30 protein-coding genes and 2 pseudogenes are annotated in these 23,592 nt (G+C 60.2%); 16 read left to right on the forward strand and 16 right to left on the reverse strand.

Annotated features, from left to right (window positions below; genetic code table 11):
• Nucleotides 1-110 precede the first annotated feature (110 nt).
• The gene (locus RG2_RS28210; RefSeq protein WP_033237217.1) at nt 111-632 is read right to left on the reverse strand and encodes a recombinase family protein; all 522 of its coding nucleotides are present in this window, start codon (nt 630-632) and stop codon (nt 111-113) included.
• Nucleotides 633-820: 188 nt separating this feature from the next.
• Here RG2_RS28210 and RG2_RS28215 point away from each other — a divergent pair, with 188 nt between their 5' ends.
• The 3 genes from RG2_RS28215 (at nt 821) to RG2_RS28225 (ending at nt 2,610) form a co-directional block, all read left to right on the forward strand.
• The gene (locus RG2_RS28215; protein ID WP_443096520.1) at nt 821-1,426 is read left to right on the forward strand and encodes a recombinase family protein; all 606 of its coding nucleotides are present in this window, start codon (nt 821-823) and stop codon (nt 1,424-1,426) included.
• 63 nt (nt 1,427-1,489) lie between these two features.
• On the forward strand, nt 1,490-1,816 hold the full coding sequence (locus tag RG2_RS32760) for a helix-turn-helix domain-containing protein (protein ID WP_371851352.1): 327 nt from the start codon (nt 1,490-1,492) through the stop codon (nt 1,814-1,816).
• 263 nt (nt 1,817-2,079) lie between these two features.
• On the forward strand, nt 2,080-2,610 hold the full coding sequence (locus tag RG2_RS28225; RefSeq protein WP_033237218.1) for a DUF488 domain-containing protein: 531 nt from the start codon (nt 2,080-2,082) through the stop codon (nt 2,608-2,610).
• 58 nt (nt 2,611-2,668) lie between these two features.
• On the opposite strand, the gene RG2_RS28230 is transcribed toward RG2_RS28225, so the two are convergent.
• The 5 genes and pseudogenes from RG2_RS28230 to RG2_RS28250 form a co-directional block, all read right to left on the reverse strand.
• Nucleotides 2,669-2,992 (reverse strand): MGMT family protein, encoded by a 324-nt coding sequence (locus RG2_RS28230; RefSeq protein ID WP_033237219.1) that lies wholly within the window; start codon nt 2,990-2,992, stop codon nt 2,669-2,671.
• A pseudogene (locus RG2_RS28235) lies at nt 2,985-3,320 on the reverse strand (vitamin B12 dependent-methionine synthase activation domain-containing protein); the annotation flags it as partial. The gene RG2_RS28230 and the pseudogene RG2_RS28235, both read right to left, overlap by 8 nt.
• 345 nt (nt 3,321-3,665) lie before the next feature.
• Nucleotides 3,666-3,998: a cupin domain-containing protein gene (locus tag RG2_RS28240; RefSeq protein WP_033237221.1), complete on the reverse strand. Its 333-nt coding sequence runs from the start codon at nt 3,996-3,998 to the stop codon at nt 3,666-3,668.
• Between the two features lie 111 nt (nt 3,999-4,109).
• A complete protein-coding gene (locus tag RG2_RS28245) occupies nt 4,110-4,799 on the reverse strand; it encodes a hypothetical protein (RefSeq protein ID WP_033237222.1) in 690 nt (229 codons plus the stop codon).
• Nucleotides 4,800-4,966: 167 nt separating this feature from the next.
• On the reverse strand, nt 4,967-5,662 hold the full coding sequence (locus tag RG2_RS28250; RefSeq protein ID WP_024488067.1) for a helix-turn-helix transcriptional regulator: 696 nt from the start codon (nt 5,660-5,662) through the stop codon (nt 4,967-4,969).
• Nucleotides 5,663-5,721: 59 nt separating this feature from the next.
• On the opposite strand from RG2_RS28250, the gene fdxA reads away from it, so the two are divergent.
• The 9 genes from fdxA to RG2_RS28295 all read left to right on the forward strand — a co-directional run bounded on the left by fdxA (nt 5,722) and on the right by RG2_RS28295 (nt 12,131).
• On the forward strand, nt 5,722-6,108 hold the full coding sequence (gene fdxA, locus RG2_RS28255; protein WP_033237223.1) for a ferredoxin: 387 nt from the start codon (nt 5,722-5,724) through the stop codon (nt 6,106-6,108).
• A complete protein-coding gene (ctaD, locus tag RG2_RS28260) occupies nt 6,105-7,850 on the forward strand; it encodes an aa3-type cytochrome oxidase subunit I (protein ID WP_033237224.1) in 1,746 nt (581 codons plus the stop codon). Before fdxA ends, ctaD begins: the two co-directional genes overlap by 4 nt.
• A complete protein-coding gene (locus RG2_RS28265; protein WP_033237225.1) occupies nt 7,847-8,293 on the forward strand; it encodes a hypothetical protein in 447 nt (148 codons plus the stop codon). Before ctaD ends, RG2_RS28265 begins: the two co-directional genes overlap by 4 nt.
• 30 nt (nt 8,294-8,323) lie before the next feature.
• Entirely contained in the window at nt 8,324-8,734 is a 411-nt protein-coding gene (locus RG2_RS28270; RefSeq protein WP_033237226.1) for a DUF952 domain-containing protein, read from the forward strand.
• A 120-nt stretch (nt 8,735-8,854) separates the two neighbouring features.
• Nucleotides 8,855-9,343 carry a molybdopterin-binding oxidoreductase gene (locus RG2_RS28275; protein ID WP_230590472.1) on the forward strand — a complete coding sequence of 163 codons (489 nt, stop codon included), beginning with the start codon at nt 8,855-8,857 and terminating at the stop codon, nt 9,341-9,343.
• Between the two features lie 492 nt (nt 9,344-9,835).
• Nucleotides 9,836-10,072, forward strand: coding sequence for a hypothetical protein (locus tag RG2_RS28280; RefSeq protein WP_033237228.1), 237 nt, complete (start codon nt 9,836-9,838; stop codon nt 10,070-10,072).
• A 174-nt stretch (nt 10,073-10,246) separates the two neighbouring features.
• Nucleotides 10,247-10,696 carry an RrF2 family transcriptional regulator gene (locus RG2_RS28285; RefSeq protein ID WP_033237229.1) on the forward strand — a complete coding sequence of 150 codons (450 nt, stop codon included), beginning with the start codon at nt 10,247-10,249 and terminating at the stop codon, nt 10,694-10,696.
• 32 nt (nt 10,697-10,728) lie between these two features.
• Complete coding sequence (locus RG2_RS28290) at nt 10,729-11,922, forward strand: globin domain-containing protein (protein ID WP_033237230.1); 1,194 nt, start codon at nt 10,729-10,731, stop codon at nt 11,920-11,922.
• An 11-nt stretch (nt 11,923-11,933) separates the two neighbouring features.
• Complete coding sequence (locus RG2_RS28295; protein ID WP_024488094.1) at nt 11,934-12,131, forward strand: hypothetical protein; 198 nt, start codon at nt 11,934-11,936, stop codon at nt 12,129-12,131.
• 39 nt (nt 12,132-12,170) lie between these two features.
• Here the strand turns inward: RG2_RS28295 and RG2_RS28300 are convergent, their stop codons facing one another.
• Complete coding sequence (locus RG2_RS28300; protein WP_033237231.1) at nt 12,171-12,584, reverse strand: VOC family protein; 414 nt, start codon at nt 12,582-12,584, stop codon at nt 12,171-12,173.
• A gap of 217 nt (nt 12,585-12,801) precedes the next feature.
• Entirely contained in the window at nt 12,802-12,996 is a 195-nt protein-coding gene (locus tag RG2_RS28305; RefSeq protein ID WP_033237232.1) for a hypothetical protein, read from the reverse strand.
• A gap of 230 nt (nt 12,997-13,226) precedes the next feature.
• On the opposite strand from RG2_RS28305, the gene RG2_RS31360 reads away from it, so the two are divergent.
• Complete coding sequence (locus RG2_RS31360; RefSeq protein WP_165826432.1) at nt 13,227-13,772, forward strand: metalloregulator ArsR/SmtB family transcription factor; 546 nt, start codon at nt 13,227-13,229, stop codon at nt 13,770-13,772.
• Nucleotides 13,773-13,825: 53 nt separating this feature from the next.
• Here RG2_RS31360 and RG2_RS28320 read toward each other — a convergent pair whose 3' ends face one another.
• The 7 genes from RG2_RS28320 to RG2_RS28345 all read right to left on the reverse strand — a co-directional run bounded on the left by RG2_RS28320 (nt 13,826) and on the right by RG2_RS28345 (nt 18,868).
• Nucleotides 13,826-14,380: a universal stress protein gene (locus RG2_RS28320; protein ID WP_051730818.1), complete on the reverse strand. Its 555-nt coding sequence runs from the start codon at nt 14,378-14,380 to the stop codon at nt 13,826-13,828.
• 107 nt (nt 14,381-14,487) lie between these two features.
• Nucleotides 14,488-14,769: a DNA ligase-like domain-containing protein gene (locus tag RG2_RS28325; RefSeq protein ID WP_133637990.1), complete on the reverse strand. Its 282-nt coding sequence runs from the start codon at nt 14,767-14,769 to the stop codon at nt 14,488-14,490.
• A 273-nt stretch (nt 14,770-15,042) separates the two neighbouring features.
• Entirely contained in the window at nt 15,043-15,348 is a 306-nt protein-coding gene (locus RG2_RS28330) for a hypothetical protein (protein WP_033237234.1), read from the reverse strand.
• A gap of 48 nt (nt 15,349-15,396) precedes the next feature.
• Nucleotides 15,397-17,781, reverse strand: coding sequence for a DNA topoisomerase (locus tag RG2_RS28335; protein ID WP_033237235.1), 2,385 nt, complete (start codon nt 17,779-17,781; stop codon nt 15,397-15,399).
• Between the two features lie 123 nt (nt 17,782-17,904).
• Complete coding sequence (locus tag RG2_RS32485) at nt 17,905-18,039, reverse strand: hypothetical protein (RefSeq protein WP_255285242.1); 135 nt, start codon at nt 18,037-18,039, stop codon at nt 17,905-17,907.
• Between the two features lie 266 nt (nt 18,040-18,305).
• Nucleotides 18,306-18,587, reverse strand: coding sequence for a type II toxin-antitoxin system RelE family toxin (locus RG2_RS28340; protein WP_033236816.1), 282 nt, complete (start codon nt 18,585-18,587; stop codon nt 18,306-18,308).
• The gene (locus RG2_RS28345; RefSeq protein WP_230590403.1) at nt 18,584-18,868 is read right to left on the reverse strand and encodes a type II toxin-antitoxin system Phd/YefM family antitoxin; all 285 of its coding nucleotides are present in this window, start codon (nt 18,866-18,868) and stop codon (nt 18,584-18,586) included. Before RG2_RS28345 ends, RG2_RS28340 begins: the two co-directional genes overlap by 4 nt.
• Before the next feature lie 386 nt (nt 18,869-19,254).
• On the opposite strand from RG2_RS28345, the gene RG2_RS28350 reads away from it, so the two are divergent.
• The 3 genes and pseudogenes from RG2_RS28350 to RG2_RS28360 form a co-directional block, all read left to right on the forward strand.
• Nucleotides 19,255-20,379 (forward strand): alkane 1-monooxygenase, encoded by a 1,125-nt coding sequence (locus tag RG2_RS28350; RefSeq protein WP_033236897.1) that lies wholly within the window; start codon nt 19,255-19,257, stop codon nt 20,377-20,379.
• A gap of 344 nt (nt 20,380-20,723) precedes the next feature.
• Complete coding sequence (locus RG2_RS28355; RefSeq protein ID WP_423815903.1) at nt 20,724-21,704, forward strand: IS110 family transposase; 981 nt, start codon at nt 20,724-20,726, stop codon at nt 21,702-21,704.
• Nucleotides 21,705-21,913: 209 nt separating this feature from the next.
• Nucleotides 21,914-22,218: pseudogene (locus RG2_RS28360) on the forward strand (ATP-binding protein); the annotation flags it as partial.
• Between the two features lie 549 nt (nt 22,219-22,767).
• Here RG2_RS28360 and RG2_RS28365 read toward each other — a convergent pair.
• On the reverse strand, nt 22,768-23,052 hold the full coding sequence (locus RG2_RS28365; protein ID WP_033236818.1) for a hypothetical protein: 285 nt from the start codon (nt 23,050-23,052) through the stop codon (nt 22,768-22,770).
• Nucleotides 23,053-23,592: the final 540 nt, after the last annotated feature.

Here is a 23,592-nt window from a genome sequence, read left to right on the forward strand (position 1 = left end):
CCTTCATTGAGAGATCACATCGAGTATATATGCAGACCTCTCTAAATGTAGATTTATCATCGTCGGTCCGACTGCTTCTTTGGCTGCCCAGATCCCGTTCAACTGTCTTCTCAAGGCAAGTTGCGATACAAGGTGCTTCGGGCGACTCCCAAGACTTCTGCGATTTCGCGCATGGAGACGCCGTCTCCTTTCATCTTCTTCGCCTGCCGTTTCTTCGCGGCCGTCAACGATGATGGCCGGCCTCCGATGCGCCCCCGTTCGCGGGCGGCGGACAGTCCGGCCATCGTGCGTTCACGGACGAGATTTCTCTCGAATTCGCTTAGCGCACCGAATATTTGGAAGATAAGCTTCCCGCTCGACGTCGTCGTGTCAATGGGGTCGTTGAGTGATCGGAATGCCACTCCACGCTTCTCTAGTGTTTCGACGGTGTCGATCAGATGACTCAACGAGCGACCAAGCCTGTCGATTCGCCATACGACGAGAGTGTCCCCCGGCCGCAGTGCATCCATGACGGCTGCCAACTCCGGTCGGTCTGTCTTAACTCCGGATGCCTTGTCGGTCCACACTCGGAAGCACCCGGCCGCGTTCAATGCGTCCAACTGAAGTTCGGGGTTCTGATCGGTTGTGGACACACGGGCGTAGCCGAGGAGGGTTGAAACCCGCGTCGGGCCTTGTGACTTTCGGAATTATTTGGCACGTTTTTTCACGGAATTATTTGGCACGGTCTGTCCAGTTGAGGTGCACCTCTGACTGACGTCAGGCCACGAACGTGACGGCGTCCGGTTAGGGTTCCGATCGGCATTGCTTGACGCCCACTGACATGGGTCTTAGATTTTATCTTGACACTTTCGGGTGGGAGGACACCATCGCCGGCCAGCGGGTGGGCTATATCCGGGTGAGCACTCTGGATCAGAGTCCCGCCAGGCAACTCGATGGAGTCATGGTGGACAAGATGTTCGCGGACAGTGCCTCGGGACGCGATATTCACCGTCCGCAGTTGGACGCGCTGCTCGGATTCGTCAGCGACGGGGACACCGTGATCGTGCATTCGATGGACCGCCTCGCCCGCAACCTCGACGATCTACGCGGCCTGGTCCGGACGCTCACCGGCCACGGGGTGCGGGTGGAGTTCGTCACCGAACAGCTGACCTTCACCGGCGAGGATTCACCGATGGCGCAACTGTTGCTGTCGGTGATGGGCGCCGTCGCCGAGTTCGAACGAGCCCTGATCGGTGAGCGCCAGCGAGAGGGAATTGCCCTGGCCCGGCGGCGGGGCGCATACAAGGGCCGAAAAAGGTCGTTGACCAGCACCCAGAGCGAGGAGCTGGGTCGTCGGGCCGCGGCCGGCGAATCCAAGGCAGGCTTGGCCCGAGAGTTCGGGGTCAGCAGGCAGACGGTGTATCAATACCTGCGCAGTTCGCGGTGACTCGAACCCTCAGACCTGCTGATCGTATGGTCACTGGACCGGCTGGCACGATCACTGACGCATCTGCTCGTAACCGTCGACAGGATCCAACTCGCCGGAGCCGGCCTGTGGTCGATCACCGAGGATATCGACACCACTGACCGCGGCACCGGTGTACCTCTTCTGGCGATCGTTGCGGTGCTGAAGGACTGCCAACACGCCATCAACTGTGAAAACGCCAGGATCGGGCTTGCCGCGGCCAGAGAACGCGGCCGATGCCCCGGGCGACCCCGTGTTCTCACCGGCACCACCGTCGCGCAGGCACGCACGATGAAAAACGACGGTGCCACCGTCACAGAGATCGCCCAGGCTCTCGGCGTCCGACGAACCACCCTCTACCGCTACCTCTGACAGCCGTCACCGTGCCAGATAATTCCGTGAAAAACGTGCCAAATAATTCCGAAAGTCACATTGACCTGGGGTTGCGTTGTTCTCGCCGTCCGAGCCGATGAGCAGACGACGATTCAAGCCCAGGTTCCGCAGGGTTTCGTGACCTTCGACGAGCTATGACGATGCCCTCTGCCGCGGTCGGCACCAGCCCGTCCACTTCAGTCCCGCGTTAGCAACGTCCATACTGACAACAAACGAACTGGTGCGATTCAGGAAGGAGCGATATGCGATCGGTTGTCTACACCGTCGGTCATTCCACGCGCCCGGTCGACCAATTCCTCGATTTACTTTTGGCACATGGGGTGGAGCAACTCGTCGATGTACGCACCATTCCGAAGTCGCGGCACAATCCACAGTTCGGTCAGGAAGCGCTCGACAGATCTCTTGGGTACCGAGAGATCGGTTATCTGCGACTCGAGGCTCTCGGTGGTCTGCGGCACGCCGTGAAGAACACTGTCAATGGAGCGTGGCGCAATGCGTCTTTTCGTGGCTACGCGGACTATATGCAAACTGACGCATTTTCGGAAGCAGTCGACGAGCTATGTGAGATCGCGAAGGATCGCGTCACCGTGATCATGTGCGCCGAGGCCGTGCCGTGGCGCTGTCATCGGTCGATGATCGGTGATGCGCTACTTGTGCGTGGTTACGAAGTTTTGGACATCATGACTCTCACCTCGGTGAAAGCGCACACGTTGACTTCTTTTGCGAAGGTGGACGGAACCCGTATCTGGTATCCGTCCACCGACTTGGGGTAGAGGCCCTTCCCATCGTCCATTCCAGGAGGGTGAAATCCGGTCCTGCAGATTCCACTGATCACCCGTCCCAGTGTGCGCGTCTCACGTCGACCCGCCCGGCATACATCGGAGTTCCCTCGTCGCGAAGTAAATCGGCAGCACTGTTCCCGTGGCACGTTGCTGGGGTGCCGTCTGCATACACAACGCGGTGCCAATGGGTTTCGTCTGCCCATTGGGTCAAGACCCGGCCGATGTGGCGGGGGTGTGCGTGAACGCGGGATGCGATCGCCCCATATGTCATCACTCGCCCTTCTGGGACACGGTCGATTTCATCGAGAACACGGCGAGCGAACGAAGAGGGAGCCTTGTTGTGTTCGGATGTTTCGTTCAGAATTTCAGACATTGAAGTACTTGGCTTCCGGGTGGTGCAGGACAAATGCGTCAGTGGACTGTTCCGGATGCAACTGCAGTTCCTCAGAGAGATGGACGCCGATCCGTTCCGGCTCGAGCAGCGCGACCAACGTGGCGCGGTCCTCGAGATCCGGGCAGGCGCCGTACCCGAAGGAGTAACACGCCCCGCGGTATTCGAGGTCGAAGTAGCCGGACACCTCGGTGGGATCCTGCTCGGCAACCGTGTGGCCGCCCGACAGAACCAGTTCCTCACGGACCCGGCGATGCCAGTACTCGGCCAGCGATTCGGTGAGCTGTACACCGATGCCGTGAACCTCGAGGCCGAGGAAATAATCTAGTGTGAGGTCCGCGGCCTGCAACATGGTGCCCATCGCTCCGTCGCCGATGACAACGCGCTGATTCAACGCATCAAGCAGGGCAGAGTTAAATGGGCCAGACATGCCGCCGACAGTGGACTCCGAGGAATCAGTGGTGTTCGGATCTTTGGTCTCGAATCGGTTCAATGCATTACCTAAAACAGGACGGTTGTCATCGACACGTAGAAGTACCGCGAACCGTGCACGTGAGTGATGCGGGGCACAGCTCCGCGACTGGAGCATGGTCGATGACGAAGCAGAGTAAGAAACTACGGTCATATCAATGGCGGTGAAGGCCTGGTCGATACTTCAGATTGCTTTAGCGACAGTCAGTAGTACGCACGAGGCCTCCAGCGCTTCGAGAGAATGTCGAGAATTCGGGACGATCAACAGATCGCCGGATGATCCTTCCCACGCGTTTTCGGCTGCGCACAGGCGTACCCGGCCGGTGAGGACGTAGACGGTCGCTTCCCCGGGGTTCTCGTGCTCGTCGAGTTTTTGCCCATCGGCCAGCGCGATGACGGTTTGGCGCAGGACGTGTTCGTGGCCGCCGTACACGGTACGAGCGCTACGGCCACTCTGCGAGTTTCCCGACTTGTCGGCAAGTTGGCGAGCTAGCGCTGTCAATGACATCTTTTCCACGATGTTCTCTTTCTTTATGCGGTGCTGGCCAGGGATTTCAATCGTTCTCGACTGGGTCCGGCCATGAGGAGGTTCCTCAGTTGGTTCATGTGTATTTCGGGGGGCGTTGAATCAGGGCTGCTGTGGTGGCGGTGGGGGGTGATCTCGTGCGGTGAGGAACGTGGCGGGGTCACTGCCGGCGCGGGCGCCGCTATCTAGCCATCGGGCGAATCCCCTTGGATCTCGACGTTCGATTTCGTCGAGGTACCGCTCGCGGGTACGCGCGAGGTGCAGCGCGTCCGTAGCCGAGGGCGATGGCGAGGGGCCGTTCTGCAGCGCGGGCCAGCTCATGCGCCAACATCGGCACAGGGCTTCGTCCGAGAGTTGGCTGCAGTCCGGCAGCGGAAGAAGCGGCACATCGACGGTGCTGGTGCGTATCAGGGGACTTTTCGGCGAGCATGGTAGTGCCTGTGTGAACTCGACTCTGCCGCCGATGTAGCGACCCACCGGAGCCGAGGTGAGGGTCATCAACAGTATCAACGGTAAGGCAGCAGCGCCGGAGAGCGCGATCAATCCGATGACAGTGACCACGACTGCCGCCCACGTAGCGCCGTCTCGTAGCGCAATCGTCAGGAGAGTTCGGGGCGGTGGAGTAGTGCGAAGCGTGATCGGTCGCAACCAGGGTGAACCCCCTCCGATCAATACTGCGGCAATTACCGCCGATACCAGAATGTCGGTAGGGACGGTGGCGGCTGCGACGATCCCTCCTGAAGCGGTAAGGATCGCTGCGGCGACCCACCAGATGATGCGATAGATGCTCATGGGATGTAATCCCTTGCCGTGAGGAAGTTTCCAGCTGTTCATGTCTCGGTGCGGTCCGCCGAAACGGCAAATACGTTCGATCGTGCGTGCACATCAGCGGTCCCACAACGGGCGGGGAGGGGAATGCGACTGCGCGACAGCAACGTCGATATACACGGTCCTGTGTGTCATTGCCGCTCCAGTTGCGCGAGGCACGTACGCGGGGTATCCCAGGGGGTGAGCGAGCTCTCGATCTGACGTGCGCCGAGTCGCGTCAGGACCCCGCGTATCAAGCCCAGGTGCAAGGAGCAGACAACGCCGGGACTTTGTCGGGCGACGCTCTCGAACGGACAGGCGTGCAATCGGATACGGGTTTCGGTATTCGAGGTTTCGAGTTCCGGATCGAACCCCATCTCCGCGAACAAGGTGGTGACGACGAGCGCTGCTTCTTCTGTCGGCCGGTCGGCTCCGGAGGTTGCGCCGAGTTCATCGAGTGCCCACTGTCTGCCTGCAGCCTCGGCGAGGTTCTCCGGGGTGCCGTCGCTCTGGCGTGCGAAGTGGGCCGCCAGAACGTGAGCCAACTTTTCGTATCCGGAGGTAGCACCGACTCCCGAGCCGAGTGCATTCTGTGCCCGGTAGAGCTGGCGTGGACGCCCACGGGTGACGTTGTGTTCGGTCTCCTTCGCGATCAGACCGACCTCGATCAACGCGTTCAGGTGGAATCGAACCGTGGTCACATGCAGATCGCACAGATCCGCCAGTTCGGCGGCGGTCATCGATTCCGCGCCGGCTCGCAGGGCGTCCAGCAGTTGGACTCGCCGCCGTGACGCCAGTACCGCGTGAGTACCGGCGCGTGCCGACCCGGTTCCTTTTCGTATCGCCATACTGTAAGACTTTAGAGGAAAGATGTCCTCGAAAATAGGCAGTGTCCTGGAGGCCGCTCATGACGTACGTGATCGCTGCACCATGTATCGACGTGATGGACCGAGGATGCGTCGAGGAATGTCCGGTGGACTGCATCTACGAAGGGGCACGGTCGCTCTACATCCACCCCGACGAATGCATCGACTGCGGTGCGTGCGAACCGGTCTGCCCGGTCGAGGCCATCTCGTACGAATCCGACGTCCCCGCCCGCTGGGAAGATTTCATCGACGACAACGCCCGCTTCTTCCATCGGCCACTGCCCGGAGCGGCCGAGATAGTGGGATCACCGGGGGGATCCATGAATCTCGGTCGCGTAGGCGTCGATACGGAGCTGGTAGGCGGTTATCCGCACTCGAATCATCCGGATATCGGACCGTCATCCCCCGCGCGGGAGGAACGGCAATGACTCCCGTTGTGACAGAACTCCTTCCTTCGCGGCCCTACCCGAAACGCCGGGGGTTCAAGGGCACGTTCCTCTATTCCGCTGCCACCACGACCGATCCCAAGAAGCTGGGCGTGATGTATCTGGTCACCTCGTTCGCCTTCTTCATGTTGGGCGGATTGATGGCCCTGCTGATCCGGACCGAACTTGCCGTCCCCGGTCTTCAGTTTCTCTCGAACGAGCAGTACAACCAGCTCTTCACTATGCACGGCACGATCATGTTGCTGCTGTATGCGACTCCGATCGTCTTCGGCTTCGCGAACTACATACTTCCTCTGCAAATCGGTGCACCGGATGTCGCGTTCCCGCGACTGAACGCGCTCAGCTACTGGCTGTACCTGTTCGGTGCGCTCATCACCGTATCCGGATTCCTCACCCCGGGCGGAGCCGCTGACTTCGGATGGACGGGATATACCCCGCTGACCAGTGCACTGCATTCACCAGGTGTCGGCGGAGATCTGTGGATCATGGGACTCGCACTGGCCGGCGTCGGGACCATCTTGGGCGGGGTCAACATGATCACCACCGTGATCTGTTTGCGAGCACCCGGGATGACGATGTTCCGGATGCCCATCTTCACGTGGAATGTCTTCATCACCATGATCCTGGTGTTGTTGGCTTTTCCTATTCTCACCGCAGCGCTGATGGGTCTGCTCGTGGACCGACACTTGGGCGGGCATCTCTTCGATCCCGCCACCGGTGGTGCGATCCTGTGGCAACATCTGTTCTGGTTCTTCGGACATCCCGAGGTGTACATCGTGGCCATACCGTTCTTCGGTATCGTCTCGGAGATATTTCCCGTCTTCTCCCGCAAGCCGATCTTCGGCTACGCCGGACTCGTCTACGCGACGATCGCCATCTCTGCGCTGTCGGCGGCAGTGTGGGCACATCACATGTTTGCCACGGGAGCCGTTCTGCTGCCGTTCTTTTCGATGATGAGTTTTCTCATTGCCATACCCACCGGGGTCAAATTCTTCAACTGGATCGGAACGATGTGGAAAGGACAATTGACCTTCGAGTCGCCGATGCTGTTCTCGATCGGATTTCTGATCACTTTCCTCTTCGGCGGTCTGTCGGGGGTGATACTGGCGAGCCCGCCCCTCGACTTCCACGTCACCGATTCGTATTTCCTCGTCGCGCACTTCCACTACGTTCTCTTCGGGACTATCGTCTTCGCCACATACGCCGGGATCTATTTCTGGTTCCCGAAGATCACCGGACGATTCATGAACGAACGACTCGGTAGGTGGCATTTCTGGACGACTTTCGTCGGTTTCCATACAACCTTTCTGGTTCAACATTGGCTCGGCGCCGAAGGCATGCCGCGGCGGTATGCCGACTACTTACCCTCGGACGGATTCACCACGCTGAACTCGATCTCGACGATCGGTTCGTTTGTTCTCGGAGCGTCACTGTTGCCGTTCGTGTGGAATGTTTTCACGTCCTACCGCTACGGAGAGGTCGTGACGGTCGACGATCCGTGGGGTTACGGAAATTCGCTCGAATGGGCCACAAGTTGTCCGCCGCCGCGGCACAACTTCACCGAGCTGCCGCGGATCCGCTCCGAGCGTCCCGCATTCGAACTGCATTACCCGCACATGGTCGAACGAATGAGGACCGAAGAACATGCAGGTAGAAGGAAGACTGTCACCTCCACAGTGAACGAACCGAACTCGATCCCGTCCGGTGAGGCCGATGACATATGACCGAAGCGGCACGCTACGCGCAATTGATTTTGCCGGTCTTCTGGCTCGGGATGGTCGCTGCGATTTCCTTCCTGGAAGCACCGATCAAGTTTCGCGCTCCAGGAGTGAGCCTGGCCATCGGGCTCGGAATCGGCCGGAAGGTCTTCACCGCACTGAACGCCGTGGAGTTGGTTCTGGCACTGATATTGGCGGCATCGTGTGTGGTCGCGAAACCTGACACCCCAGCGTTGACGTTCTTCGTGCTGGCTGCGTTGGTGCTCGTTGTTCAGGTTGTGGTGATCCGACCGCGGCTGGGTAAACGTTCCGACCGGGTCCTTGCCGGAGAAGTCCTACCACGGTCGAAGATGCATCTGGTGTACATCGCTTTCGAGTTGCTGAAGGTCGTGTTGTTGATCAGTGCGATCATCTCACTGTTCCAGGTGTTGACCGCATGTCTTCACTGACACCCGGACCACTTCCACGAAAGGTTCCCGATGAACGAATGCATTTTTCACATAGCCCTTGCTGATGACTGGGAAGGCGCTCAACGATTCGGAGAATATGAAGGATCAACCCGCGCAAAGACTCTCGATCAGGTTGGCTTCGTCCACGCTGCCACTGCAGGGGATCTCGAGAATGTTCTCGCGACAGTGTACGGAGACCTCCGACTTCCACTGGTAGTGGTAGTTGTCGATCAGGATGCTCTCCTTGCAGCGGGGGTCTCGATCAGATGGGACGAGCGCAACCCATCACCTCCTGGTGCAGACACACGGGTTCCCCGGATCCTGGGAGCAATACCGTTGGATCCGGACATCGTCCTCGATGTTCTCCCGATCGACGAAGTCGGCGAGGAATGGATCGTTCCCGACATGTCCGCATATACGCTCCGAGATACGACGCGGTAGCCGACAAAACTCAGGTAAGCCGACTTTCCGACCAATAGTGATGAGCAGGGTCAGGTCCTCGAACAATTTTTGCACGCCAGTTACCTAGCCGGTGTCACCTACAGCGTTTGGATGTAACCGATGGTTGACTCCACCGATCCGTCTACAGCGCCGAGAGCGGACCCCGATGCCGTGCGGACTCCTACTGTGGCGCAAAGCTTCCGCACGCAATTGATCCCAGGCGCGGACGTCGTCGACCCTGTCACATGGGCGGGTTCGGTGCCATATGCCACCGGCATCACACCTCGTATGCGCATCGGCCACAGCAAGTGGTTCAACCTGCTCTGGCTGCTCACTATCGGATTCGTCGTCCTGATCGCGGCGATGGCTGCGGCACAGCACTTGCGTGGGTTGTCGTCGGTGCAGGTGTTCATCGAACAGCACCCCGGAGTCGGCGAGGTCCGCCCAGGGGAAACGTCTGCCCTTCCTGCATGGTTGGGTGCGCAACACTTTCTCAATCTGTTTCTGATGGTCTTCATCATCCGGTCGGGCATACAGGTTCTCACCGACCACCCTCGGCTGTACTGGACCCGGCACAGCACTGCTGGTCGGGAGTGGTTTCATATCTAAAAGCCTGTTCCTGCCGACCCTTGTGGACAGCGCGCGACGGACCGAACCGTGCACCATGGGGCCGATGCCTACACGTGCGATCTCGAGCTCGACTGTTGATAAGTCGCTCGACGCAAAAGTGTACGACGGTCTTCGGCGGCAGACCGATTCCAGATCGAGTCCCATAGCCGTTACACCGTCGACAGTTGCCGTTTGGGTGCGATGTACGGTGAGCGAACCGTCGATAGCTTGGGGTTAGCGATAATCCGGATTGTACTGTTACGGTGAGTTACTTGAAAGTTGTTCGTTCTTCATGAGGTCGGGGCCGAATGGAGCTCCACCTGCAATGAAACTATGTAGCACAGTGCTTTTCCGGAACGAAAGTCCCTGTACATTATTTGTTCGTCGTTGCGTTCGACGCATCGAGCTGTCTCACCGAGATCCGATCGATGCTTGCGGGATCATTGCAGCACCGTTCCGTACGGCCGCAATCAGCGTTAAGGCGGTGGCGCCATGACGAGCAGATGTCGGCGCGAAGCCGCATTGCTCGCCGTGTTTCTGGCACAATTCGAACCCGTAGCCGGGGGACAGAAACCGACCGTCACTCGCCTCACCGCCCGTGAGATCGACCAGTGGCGAGAGGACTACGAGCAAGCGTTGCAATGGTCAGCTGCAACGAGTTTCAGCACGAACGACGTCGCCAACCTCAAAGAAATGCGTCGACGGTACGGATTTACCTCCGCCCTCTGAGAGTGCACTACGGGACGATGTGCTCGACTCGACCTTTCGGCAACAAACCCATGTTGCACGGTCGGTGCCGCTTCACAGCGTTCTCGACCATGTCGATGTGGTGCGTTGGGCCTTCGTTTGAGATCCGCCTCACATAAATAGTCATCTCAGATGTGAATTATGTAGGTTCAGGTCATGCAGCTGACGCAGTTCACCGATCTGGGATTGCGCGTCGTAATGCGGTTGGCCGTACTCGACGCCGATGCCTCCCCCAGTACCCGGGTAATTGCGGAGCAGCTCAACGTGTCGTATTCCCATGCCACCAAGGTGGTTACGCGGCTCGGCGAGTTGGGCATCGTGATCACCAAGCGCGGGCGCGGTGGTGGGCTTTCCATCACCGAACTCGGCCGCACCGCCACCATCGGCTGGCTGGCCAGACGCCTCGAAGGCCCGGGTGAAGTCGTCGACTGCGAAGGCGACAAGCCGTGCCCACTGCGCGGCGGGTGCCTCCTTCGGAGCGCTTTGCGAGAAGCGCAGGAAGCGTTTTTCGTCTCGCTCGACGCGGTCACGATCGAAGACGTCATCCGGCAGCCGTCCAAAACTGTTCTGCTTCGCCTCACCACTCGGAGCGACGAAGCAAGCTGATCAACGTCAATTTCGACCGAACGGAGCAGCTCATGCTTTCCCCACAGTCAACCGAGGTCATTCGCGCCACCCTTCCCGTGGTCGGCGCCGCCATCGGCGATATCACAACCCTGTTCTACCGCAAGATGTTCGACGCACATCCTGAACTCGAACGTGATTTGTTCAATCGCGGCAATCAGAAGCAGGGCGAACAGCAGAAAGCACTTGCGGGCGCCATCGCGGCATTCGCGACGCTTCAGCTCGAGCCGGACAGCGCCAAGGTCGATCTCATCCTTTCGCGTATCGCTCACAAGCATGCGTCGTTGGGAATCACTCCTGACCAGTACGCAATCGTGCACGAACACCTCTTTGCCGCGATCGTCGAAATACTAGGCGATGCAGTCACTCCCGACGTCGCAGCAGCCTGGGACGAAGTCTACTGGCTGATGGCGGAAACCCTCATCACGATGGAGCGAGGCCTCTACCAGCTCGCCGGCGTCGATGCCGGTGACGTCTGGCGCACGGTCAGGATCAGCGAACGAGTTCTTCAGTCCGCCGATACCGTGTCACTGACACTCGCCTCACTCGACGGCAGGGTTCTCCCCACCTTCGCTCCCGGACAGTACCTTTCGGTCGGCGTGGTGCTTCCAGACGGCGCTCGCCAGATTCGTCAATACAGCCTCTGCTCCGTGCCGAGCAGCGCGGACTGGCGGATCAGTGTGAAGCGAATCTCGGGAACTCCCGGCGGCGAGGTGTCGAACTTCCTCTACAACAACGCGTTCGAAGGTTCCGAGCTGTCGGTAACCACACCGTTCGGCGATCTGATGATGCCCGACGACGACTCACCATTGCTCCTCGCGTCGGCCGGAATCGGTTGCACACCGATGATCGGGATGCTCAATCATCTCGTGGACACCGGCGCCGAGCGTTCGGTCTCAGTCATTCATGCTGACCGATCGATTGCGGACCATGCTCACCGCGCAGAACTCAGCACACTCGTCGAGAAGATTCCCGCCGCAACCCTGCATCGTTGGTACGAGGATCTCGGCACGCACGTGGCGTTCGGATCTGTTCACGAAGGACGGGCGGATTTGCAAGACATTGCAGTGGAGCCCGATACCCAAGCCTTCCTCTGCGGGCCGATGCCGTTCATGTTGGCGATGCGCGCATCGTTGCTCGAACGGGACGTCCCGCCGCAGAATATCCACTACGAGGTATTCGGACCGGACAGCTGGGCCAATACCTGAGCGGAGCCGCCATGACGGAAGACCCACCAGTGGAAACTCTTTCGCGGTGGTCGGATTCGGGAGCGACGTGGCGGGTTCTACGGCGCACCTCCACATCGATCACGGTCTCACTACGGCGCTGCGACGGGGGCGAGGAAGTTGAGCGTCTGACGTCATCCGATCCCGACCTCCTGGAGTGGATCGGTGACCGTGTGAGCAGCGAGGACTGACTTACCCAACGCACCGCTACCTGCGGTGCGTTGGGCAAGTTATCCGTGGAATCGTTGTGCGATCAGCTCTCGGGGTAGTTGCTCTGGGCCCGGATAGGCGACGATGACACGTATACCGTCGGGATCGCAGCCGTCGACGAAGGTCACTCCACCGACTACCTGGGTGAAGGTGGAGGCATCATATGCGCGTAGACGCTCACTGATCCGCGTAAGTTCCTCTTCTGTATCGGCGGACCACATCACGTAGTGGACGCCGATGTTGCTCATGTTTCGCCGGGATGCGCCCTTTTGCACATACATGTAGATCTGAAAATCATCCGGCGTCAGAAGGAGCGCCGCCTCGCGTTCACTCAAGGCGACACGGCAGGAAAACACGTCGCAGTAGTAACTCACCGACCGATCCAAGTTGGCTACTTGCATCACCGACGAGGCAACTTTGGCGGCAGCACACATTTTTCTCTCCTACTCCCGAACAAGCCAGAGGTCTTCACAGTACCGTCGCACTCGGTGCATTGGCTTTTTCTGTGACTCAAAGTCCGCATGCACCAGAATTCGCCGCTGACGTCGATGATCGTTCGCCAACTCCCGCTCCGAGGTGCAGCGTTTCCTCACCGGGCTCCAATAGGGCGTCTAATCCAACCTGCCGGATCAAACTCCGATAAGTAGACGGTTACCTTCGATTCGGTCCATTGGTTCGGGCATCGAGGTAGTGCGCCCAGTCGCGGCGAGCGTAGTCGGCCCACCGACTGACGGCGTGGATATGCAACCCGAGCAGGTCGGCGACCACCGGCGCAGGTAGATCTTCGGCGAGAATACGAAGGGCGGAGTTGCGGCTGATCCTGACCGGGATATCGAGGGCGGTCATCGCGACCCCCACCGGGCGGGCGTGGCGAGCCGTCCCGGGAACGGTGCGGCTGGGAAACAAGAACGGTGAACCTGACTTTGTAGCCAGAGGATGGGTGATGGCAGTTGCTACCAGTTCGACTGGCGGATGTGCATTATGCGAAACATGCGGTATTCCCGAGTATGAGGCTCTTACGATCGGATCGCGCCGCCTCAACCGGAGTCGCGGTGCATGCAGACGGGAGGGCCCCGGTGGCTGAAACATTCATCCGATACCTGGTCGACGACCTCGACGGCGGTCTGATTGCCGACGACGCCCAAAGGGTGGAGTTCTCCTTCCGCGGAATCGACTACCGGATCGACTTGCGACAATCGAATGCCGACACATTCGAATCCGTCATCGCCCCGTTCATCGACGCTGCCAACGCAGCGACGAACGGCCAGAAGGGCCCGCAACCTGCCCGCCGCCCCCAATGCACCCAATGCACCCATCCACCCGAGGATTTTTCCCGTTGTGACATCGGCTTGTGGCGCACCCGATTCGAGGCGATGGCAGACCCGACCAGACTGCGAATCCTGCACTGTCTGAGTACCGGCCCCATGCGTGTCACCGACCTCGCTCACGCCACCGGGATGACCGTCACCGCGATCTCCCACGCGGTCCGCAAACTCCGCGACCGCAAGATCGTGTCGCGAACAAAGAGCGGGCGGAACATGCACTACCAACTCGACGACAACTCGGTGCGCACCCTCCTACATAGGCAACGAGCCTGCGCCATGGACGATTCTGCGTTCTGACCTATCCGGGTAGAACTATCGGCGATCGACCCATTGATGTGCCGATCCGCTGTTCACGAGGCGGGATTACCGGGCACCCATCCACTGAACTGGGCATCAGGCGGGATCATCAGCAGTGGCCGGTGGCTGTGATGAATCAGATGCGCCGACACCGATTCACCGGATATCCGTTCGAACATCGACGTGAACCCGCGGTGTGGTGTGCCGATGATGATCATCAGTGCATTGTGGTGTTCGGCCATCGAGGACAACAGGTGCATCGGATCGTCCTGGCTGCAGTCGTAAGACCAGTTCCCCGTAAACGGTGCAAGTATGCCGCACACGTCGAGACGTTCGGATTCGAGACCTGCAGCGAAATCGTTCTCGTAGTCCGGAGAATCGGGAGCGACAGGAAAATCGTTCGGGTCGACACTGTGCCCGACGTGCAGGGCAGCATTGACGTGCTGTGCGAACTCCACGGCGAACTTCAGCGCCGAGTGCGATTCCGCATTGCGGTCGAATCCGACCACCAGATGGCAGTTCGGCGGGTCTGCTCGAGGTCCGTCGACATGCAGTGGTGGCAGCGATCGAAGGTTGCCGGCGAAGGCACTTCGGTGGTCTTTGCTCATCGTGTTCTCCTCACAGGCCCGCCAACGCCCTCACAGGCCCGCCAACGCGAGGCCGGCGGCACCGGCCGTCGCCGCCAACTCGGAGCTGCAAGACGACATCTGCCGACTCACCAACGAACATCAAACTGCAGAACACAGAACACACTACGCATCACCGAAGCGATCTCACCGCTACTCGCACCGGCCCGAGGCGGATGATCCGCAAACACAGCGCTTTGCGCTTTGCGCTTTGCGAAGGACGGAACGCCCTTGTCGAGGGCGACGATCTCGGGGAATAAATCGCTGACCTGATTGCCGTTGCGCGACCACAATGCCCAGCGCTCACCGGTCGGGGGATGTCCCAGTGTAGCGAGGATCGGCGGCACTGGCTTTCCAGCCGCAGGGCTCATATGTCGAGTCTGCGCAGGGTTGAGCTAGTTCCGCGTGGTTTTTCGCGGTCGGACGACCGGCCCCGGCGAAGGGACCATCAAGAAGATAACGGGCGGGCTGTCAACCCCGTAGAGCGAAGCGTGGGTTGACTGGTCGGGCCCCCGGCATGGTGAGCTGAGGCGACTCGTACGACGACCTTCCCGACACCGGTGGCCGCGTAGCGGCAACGCGCCGTAGGCGCCCGTACGAGAAGTTCAGGCCAGGTGTTGCGTACTGCTCGATAGTTTCGTGCGCTACGCAGTACTGTGCCGGACGAGAAGATCGGCCGCAGCGTCCTCGTCGGAGAAGATGCGCTCCACGAGTCGCGCGGCGGGCGCAATGACTGCCTGTTCAATCTTGCGGACGGAAGACACTGTCCAGCCCGTGAGTCCTTCTGGTCCTGCCGTGGGCGGGCCGAAGAGTTCTTCGAGGACCTCTGGTTTGTAGCCAAGGCCCATGAGCTGTTCGGCGGTGAACCAGTCGTCTTGCGGGATCGGCTCGACCACGAGCGGCCCGCTACCAGCGGCGATCTCATCGGGGGTGGCTTCACGAAGGGCCATTAATTCGGTTCTCCTCTGTTGTAGTTGCGGTCTTGCGGCTGGCTGCCACTACTTGCCGACCTTGCGCTTCGCCCCGGTGGGAGCCTTTCGGCCGTCGAACTTCAACGTGAAACCGAACACCTTCTGGCCGTTGAAAGTCTTTGCGGCCAGCGCACCTTTTGCCGTGTAGGGTCTGCCGGTCTTGCCCTTGGCCTCGAATTCGATGGTCTCCCCGGCCAGTAGCTTTGCCAGTTCCTGCTCGGTGAAGTCCTTGCCCGACCAGTGCTCGTTGGCACCCCAGCCGCGGCCCTTGAACGCGACTTTCTTTCCCTTCCACAGACCTTCGACCAAATCCGTTCTCGGTGCTCGTTCCTCGAACTGGGGCTTGAAGCCCACGAACGGGTACGTCTTCCCGTTCTTCTCCATCACCCCGGCTTCGAGCTTGCCTGTGGCTGTATACGGCTTGCCGGTCTTGGTGCTGGTCGCCGTGATCTCGATGACGCCGCCAGACACCAACGCGGCTACCTCGGCGTCGGTGAACCGGTGCCCGCCGAACCCCCGCTTCGCGGTGGTGACCACGGTGTCGCCGTGGGTGAAATGCAGCGCCGGCGGCAAGGTGATGTTCTCGACCGGCTCACGGATCACGCCTGCCTTGGCCATTCGACCCTTGAGTTCGGCCGGCAACCTGCTCGCGTTGACCTTCATCTTCTCGAGGTCGTGGCGCACCAGGGGTGCCACCAGCGCCAGGAAGTCAGGAGCCGCTGCTGTGCCCGCCTCGACCTGTGCCATCTGCTCGAAAACCTTCTCGGTGATCGTCAGATCGCCGATGTGCGTGCCCGGCAGAATCCGGTGGTTGAGTTCGCCGACCGCACTGAGCGTGATCCTGCCGCGCTGCTCGCGCATCAACGCCTTGCCGGTGGCGTTGTTGGTGACCTCGGCATACGTGCTCGTCCGGGTGGCACCGGTACCCACGCTGCGTTCTTCCAGCTGCTTCATCAGCCACCCCATCGTCGGGTGCGGTGGCCGCGTCGGAAACCCCTCGTGGACGAACGGCTTGGCGACGGTCCCGAGCGCAGTCGCACCCGATGCTGCCTCGTCCGGCTCGTCCTCGTCGTCCTCGACGACGAGGACGCCTTTCCAGCCGAGCACCGCCGGGACGTTGAGCGAACCGACGAAGCTCGGGTACTTCTCGACATGCCCGCGATGCTGATCGTACTCGTAGTCCGGGGCGAGCATCGTCAGGTAGTTCTTCGCCAACAGTTCGTAGATTTCCTTACCCAGTTCGCCGAATTTCTGTTCCACCGCAGCCAAACTCGGCGGCACGTTCGGGCCGGGACGGTTGGCACCGTGGGCGCCGCCGGACTTGATGTGACTCTTGCGTGGGCCGCGGTGGGTGAGCGCGGCCGGATCCACTCCGACGACGCCGGCGATCTTGTCGACCAGCGAGAGCAGCTCATTGAACTGCTCGACCGAGATGAACTTGTCCTCGGTACGTGGGTAGGACACCACCTGCGTCTCGTACATCCTCTGATACGTCTCGAGGACCTTCTTGGCTTCGAAGCCCTTCTTCGACAGCAGCGACGAGAGAGCTGCCAGGTCCATCAACTTCGGTGGCCCGGTCTTCTTGCGGGTGGTCCCGTCATGGACCACCGGTGAGGACTCAAGTCCGCCGGGGACGGCAATCTTGCTCTCGAACCGGTCGATGTCGGGGTCGGTGTAAGTGACCTTGTTCTCGTCACGAAAACGATTCTCGTAGAACGCTTTCTTGACATAGTTTTTGTGGGCGTCGAGGCCGTCACCGACGATCACGACCATCGCCGACTTGAGTCGCCCGTTACGCACTACGGTGTTTGAGCCGGACACTTTCGTCGCCGCCCGTGTGAACTGCATCGAGAGCATGTCCCACTTCGATCGGAAGTCGGCCTTGCGGTAGTCACCTTCGGACTCGATCGAGGTCACCGCGCGGCGATTCGTGAACGCCTTGCGCAGCGACGCCGGGGTTTCGTCGAGAAACTCCATCCGCTCGAGCTTCTTGCCCTCCAGACCCAGGTATTCCACGATTTCCCACCCCAGCAGCGAACCTTCGCCGGTCGGATCGAGATCGGCGGCGTTGCATACGGTCTCGCACGTCGACAAGGTCTCTTTGAGTGCGTCGAGCAGACTCTTCGCATCGGGGTCGGTGACCAGCTTCCCGCCAGAGACCTTGCGTCTGACCTCGCGCTCCCAGCGGAAGTCGCCGGCCGCCCACGGCAGGTGTTGCAGATCCCAGCTCTTGTACTGCTCGGACAGGGACGCGGGCACCATCACTGCGGGGTCCTTCAATTCCAACAGATGGCCACGAGCATTCACGATGACGTAGTCCGTGCCGTCGAACGTGCCGCTCATACCACCCAACGCAGCCGCGAAATTGCGGGCGGCCGAGGGCTTCTCGGTGAGGATTCCGACTCTACCCATACTGATTCTCCTTCATCGAGGATTGACCATTGCCCTACCGGGTCCCTCCTATATCGAGGCCTGGAATGTCGACTCGATCCGAATCTACTCGAGCCATCGAGAGCCGATATACCGCTTCGGATTTCAGCTGTTGGTGCCGACGCTGCCGTCCCCTAGGCCGTCGAGCGTCTTCGCCAAGGCGTGGACGGTCGCGGCGTCGCTCATGTCGGCGCCTCGGGCGCATCCGAGGGTGGCACCGGTCCGCTTCTCTGCCATCACGGAGTGCGCGGTAGGCGTCAAGCAACTCCACTTGCGCGTCGTAGGTCAGCATCCTGGCCAGCGGCCGGTTTCGCTGCGTCGACGCGGGTGCTCGGCGGCCGAGGCGAAACGTTCGAGTCCACTGCCAGAGTCGGGCGATGCGCGTGTGTAGGAAGGGCATGGGTCACATCCATTTCACTGATCCTGGGCGGGTACGAGTGCGTTCGGTATTTCCTGACATTCGGAAAATCCTCTCTTCCGGTCCAGCTCGAAGTCCTGGCATGGGTCTAGGTGCGGTAGGCGTCGACGCGGTGAGAGATGGCGGTGACCTGCACTCGGCGCGTGTCCTCGTCGATGAGGTACAGCACCCGGTATGTACCGCGCCGCGCGGAGTAGGCCGGCGCAAGCGGCGCAGAGAGCTTCTTGCCGACACGATGTGGGTTCTCGAGCAGCACTCCGGTGATGAACTCGTAGACCGCGGCCGCAACCTTCTCGGGCAGATTCTGTTTCAGTGCGCGGGCCGCCGACCTGGCGATGGTGAGGGTGTACGGCTGATCAGGCGCGCTCACTCGTCGTCGGTCTTCGCGACAGCGAAGAACTCGGCGAGCGAACCGGCATCGAAGACGTCGTCGGCCCGGACCTCGGCCATGCCGGTGATGTGGTCAGCGAGCAACGACTCGTCAGCGAGGACAGCAATGGTCTCACGCAGGGCGTCGTAGTCGTCGGCGCCGAGGAGCACGGCGGCACGGTGCCCGTTGCGAGTGATCTCGAAGCGCTCATGGGTGCGCTCGGCCTCGTCGACGAGACGAGAGAGCTGCGCCCGTGCATCTGCCACCGGAAGAGTCGTCATGTACACAATTCTAGCTAAAATTTGGGATGGATCCCAGTCCGGCACTCTGGCTCGGCAGCCGGGCTGGTCAATCGATCGCGGCGGTATGGGTTCCCCTCGGCGCGTCGAGCTCTCGGAGCGCCCTGTCCCTGTCCGGAGATGTTCCTGCGCAGGCCCGGAGTTTCGAGGCGGGGTGGGAGGAAGCGCTCAAAAAAATTACTGATGCGGAGTGCGACATCAGAGACGAGATCGACAAATCGACCGTCCGGTTACCTGGCTGCCGACTACGTAATGCCTGTCCGTAGTCTGGCCAATAATTGGATGAGTATCAGCGGGTACTGATTGTCTGTGAGAGATGGAAACGGTGGCTTGTGAACGCCTTTAGTACCGATCGTCGAACTCGGTCGGTGACACCGGGCAAGTCCACGGCGCCGCTATGGCGAGACAAGAAGCGATATCTGTGGCCGCTAAGCCTGCTGGTGCCGTTGAGTCCGTTCGCAGCCTGGTTCCTGGTGGAGAAGTTGAGTCTGGGTTTGTTCTGGGCAGCCGGGGCATGGCTGATCGTCATCGTCATCCCGCTCCTCGACGTGCTGGCCGGGGAGGACGGAAACAGTCCACCGGACGAGAAGATCCCGGAGTTGCAAGAGGATCGCTTCTACCGTTGGTGCACGTACCTGTTCCTGCCACTGCAGTACATGGGTCTGGTGTTCGCCTGCTGGTGCTGGGTGAACTCGCCGATGGCGTCGGGGGAGAAATTCGCCCTCGCCATGACCGTCGGCGTTGTTGCCGGCGTCGGCATCAACGCGGCACACGAGCTGGGCCACAAGAGCGAGACACTTGAGAAGTGGTTAGCGAAAATCGCACTGGCACAGTCTTTCTACGGTCATTTTTACGTCGAGCACAATCACGGGCACCACGTGCGGGTGGCGACCCCCGAAGATCCCGCGAGTTCACGATATCGGGAGAATTTCTGGTTCTTCCTGCCTCGGAGTGTTTTCGGTGGTCTGCGCTCGGGTTGGCGCATCGAAAAGGCTCGCCTCGAACGTCAGAGCTCACGCACGTGGACGTACAAGAACAACATCCTCAATGCCTGGGCGATGACTGTGGTGTTGTTCGGCAGTCTCATCGCTGTCTTCGGCTGGGAGATCGCACCGTGGCTGGTCGTGCAGGCAGTCGCCGGATTCACTTTCCTCGAAACAGTGAACTACCTTGAGCACTACGGTCTGCTGCGCGGCAAACGCACCGATGGTTCCTATGTTCGATGCTCGCCGGAAGACAGCTGGAACAGCGATCACGTCGTGAGCAACCTGTTTCTCTATCAGTTGCAGCGGCACAGTGATCATCACGCGAATCCGCGCCTGCGTTACCAAAGCTTGCGTAGTGCCCCGGCAGCGCCGCAATTGCCCGCCGGTTATGCCGTGATGATCGTCTGCGCCTGGGTTCCGCCGCTGTGGCGCAAGATCATGGACAAACGACTGCTTGCGTACTACGACGGCGACATGAGTCGCGTCAACACGCTTCCGAGCCGCTGACGCGCGGAGCCCTCATAGCTTTGGCATTCTGATGGTGCAGAAGATGGTGACGAGCACTCTCGCCGGGCCCGATGAGGATGAGCTTGCCTTCCGACTCTCTCTCCCCCGTTACCGTTTAGGTGTAGGTGGTCCTGAACGACGGGGCCACGGTCGCCATGTTCGGTATGACTTCTTGCCCCTGTCTCTCGAATGATCCGGGGGGTGGTGTCGCCGAACCTGGTGGCATCGATGGACCGCTAATAGGGACACGGCCACCGAATCTGATGGTAGGTCTCCTTCGCAGGCGTGGGTGTCGGGTATCGATGCTGGATCGGCGACCGGACAGGTCGGACGAAGGACTGCGAATGAACACGAGTTACGCCGTGTTTTGCGGCATCGAAGTGGGCAAAGGCGAGCATCACGCCGTCGGGTTGGACGCCTCAGGTGACCGGCTGTACGACAAACCGCTGCCCAATGACGAAATGAAACTGCGGGCCGTATTCGACAACCTCGCCCAATGCGGACCAGTACTGGTGATCGTCGATCAACGTGGGCACCATCGGAGCCCTGCCGGTCACCGTTGCCAGGGCCTGCGGCCACGACGTCGCATACTTGCCCGGACTGTCGATGCGCAGGATCGCAGACCTTTACCCCGGTCAGGCGAAAACCGACGCGAGAGATGCATTCATCATTGCCGATACAGCAAGGGCCATGCCGCATACTCTGCGCCGGTCGATACCGGCGACGAAGTATTGGCCGAGCTCGGCGTGCTCGTCGGGTTCGACGACGATCTTGCCGGCGAAGCCACCCGGATCAGCAACCGCATCCGCGGACTACTCACCGGCATCCATCCGGCACTGGAACGGGTCGTCGGGCCCCGCATCAGCCATCCCGCTGTTCTGGAAATCCTGACCCGCTGCGGCGGGCCGAACGGAATCCGCGTCGCAGGCAAACGCAAACTCACCAACCTAGCGGTCAAACACGCACCGCGCATGGGCGCTCGACTGGCCGACCAGATCATCGCCGCACTCAGTACGCAAACGGTGATAGTGCCCGGCAGCAATGCTGCGGAGATCGTCCTGCCGAAACTTGCCGAATCCTTGAAAGAGACTCTGCTGCAGCGGAAGAGCATTGGTGACGATGTCGAGAGGATGCTCGATGACCACCCTCTTTCCCCAGTCCTGATCTCGATGCCTGGCATCGGGGTCAGGACTGGAGCCCGGATCCTGCTCGAGGTCGGTGACGGGTCCGCATTCAAGTCCGCGGGCCACCTTGCCGCCTACGCCGGGATCGCGCCGGTGACCCACAGGTCGGGCTCTTCGATCCGCGGTGAGCACCCTGCATGATCAGGAAACCGCAAACTCAAACGTGCGCTGTTCCTGTCCGCGTTCGCGGCCCTGCACGACTCGACCAGTCGCTCCTATTACGACCGCAAACGGGCTGAAGGCAAGAAACACAATGCCGCTCTGATCTGTCTCGCCCGACGCCGCTGCGACGGGCTGTTCGCAATGCTCAAGAACAAGACTCTCTACCAAACATCTTCCGCTGCAGCAGCTTGACGGAAACCATAGGGACACGTTACGGCAGAGTGGATCTACTTTTGCTGGACGAACTCGGTTACATGGAACTCGACAAGCGAGGTGCGGAGCTACTCTCCAGGTGCTCACCGAACGGGAGGAAAAGAATTCCGTCGCTATCGCCTCGAACGAATCCTTCTCCGGCTGGACCAAAACATTCACCGATCCGAGGCTTTGCGCTGCCATCGTGGATCGGCTCACGTTCGGCGGCAACATCATCGAAACCGGCACCGACTCCTACCGACTTGCACATACACATACCCGAGCCCAACAATCAGCCTGAGGTGGGTCCGGACCAAGCCGCCCTACTGGAACTGAATGAGATTGACATATTCAACCACGGAACTCGGCACGATCACGAGGATGCGTCCAACTAAACTGTGCATCGAGAAAGCCACTCGACCACGTCGCCGGGGCGTTATCGACCGGATTCAATCCAGCAGATGGTCGAAGCGGCTGGTGCGGGTTCGCCGATCACCTCAAGGTAGTCGAGAACCATCATGCGGGCGCAAGGTGTCCAAATCAGCTTCGCTGTACCACCGCGTACCCCCGCCAGCGGAGTAGGGTCACTCGCCCGCGGCGCTCGTACAGTCGTAACGTTGTGGGCCGACTCCGGAAAGCTCGGACGTCACCGAAATCCCGTAGCCCCCTTGCTTTGGACGCTTGTTCGTCATTGACACACCAGGGCGAATTCGACCGACATCATCACGCTTTCCGGTTGCATACGTACAGAAATAATAAATCTAATCTTCACGATACAAATTTTCTACAGTGGAATAAGTAAGTTCGTCGGGGAATTAAGTCCGACAGAGACGCGAAGAATGCAGGAAACTCACGTTGGCGGTACACAGCCCCACACACGATCGAAACGTGCGCCGATCAACCGGGCCAGATCTCCATCGCTGACTGCCGAGTCTCCGAAGGCGATAGAATCCACGGGTGTACCAGCGATAACGGCGTTTCCCACAACGCCGACCACCGAACCATCACCACGGAACGCTAACGCGCGACCCGCCGCAACCACCTGCTCGATCACCCACACACGATCGGACCCGTGACCGCCGCGATAGCGACGAAAACCTGATCGCTCATCCCACATCGATACGAACCATTCCACCAATTACTCCTCCACATCGGCGCGCGTCGACGTTCAACCTCCGGGGCGCCAAGGCACGCTCTGCCAGCTCCTGAACAGCACGTACTTTCTTTTCGCCCCCAAGGGCCCCTTCTGACAGAGGACGGAATCTCCGCAGGCGCCCCGCACTACACAATCAACGGCGCAGCTCGTTTCCGATCAGTAGACACCGCGGTAGCCTTTCATAATCTGCATCCCATGGTATAGATTTTAGGGTGTTGTTGAAGCAGATACGAATAATGACACTCACACAGTCGGGAGCCCGATAATGACGATCGCCGTCCCGCCGACTCGGCACAGCGAGATCAACTCGACCGCGCGAGCTGGGACACAGAGGGAGTCGAGCGAGGTGTCGTCTCGATTCTGCGAGTCGCCAACCTCGGGTCTTTCATCGATGTCGCCTTAGTGGTCGCGGCAGCTGTTGTCCTAGGCCTCACGGTGGGGTATCTCCTTGCTGACGTCGCCACAGGCTTGGCAATCACACTCGGTACTACGGTAGTTTTTCGCTTCGTACTAGGAGCG

The sequence above is a fragment of the Rhodococcus globerulus NBRC 14531 genome, from assembly GCF_001894805.1.
In the GTDB taxonomy this organism is placed as follows: domain Bacteria; phylum Actinomycetota; class Actinomycetes; order Mycobacteriales; family Mycobacteriaceae; genus Rhodococcus_F; species Rhodococcus_F globerula.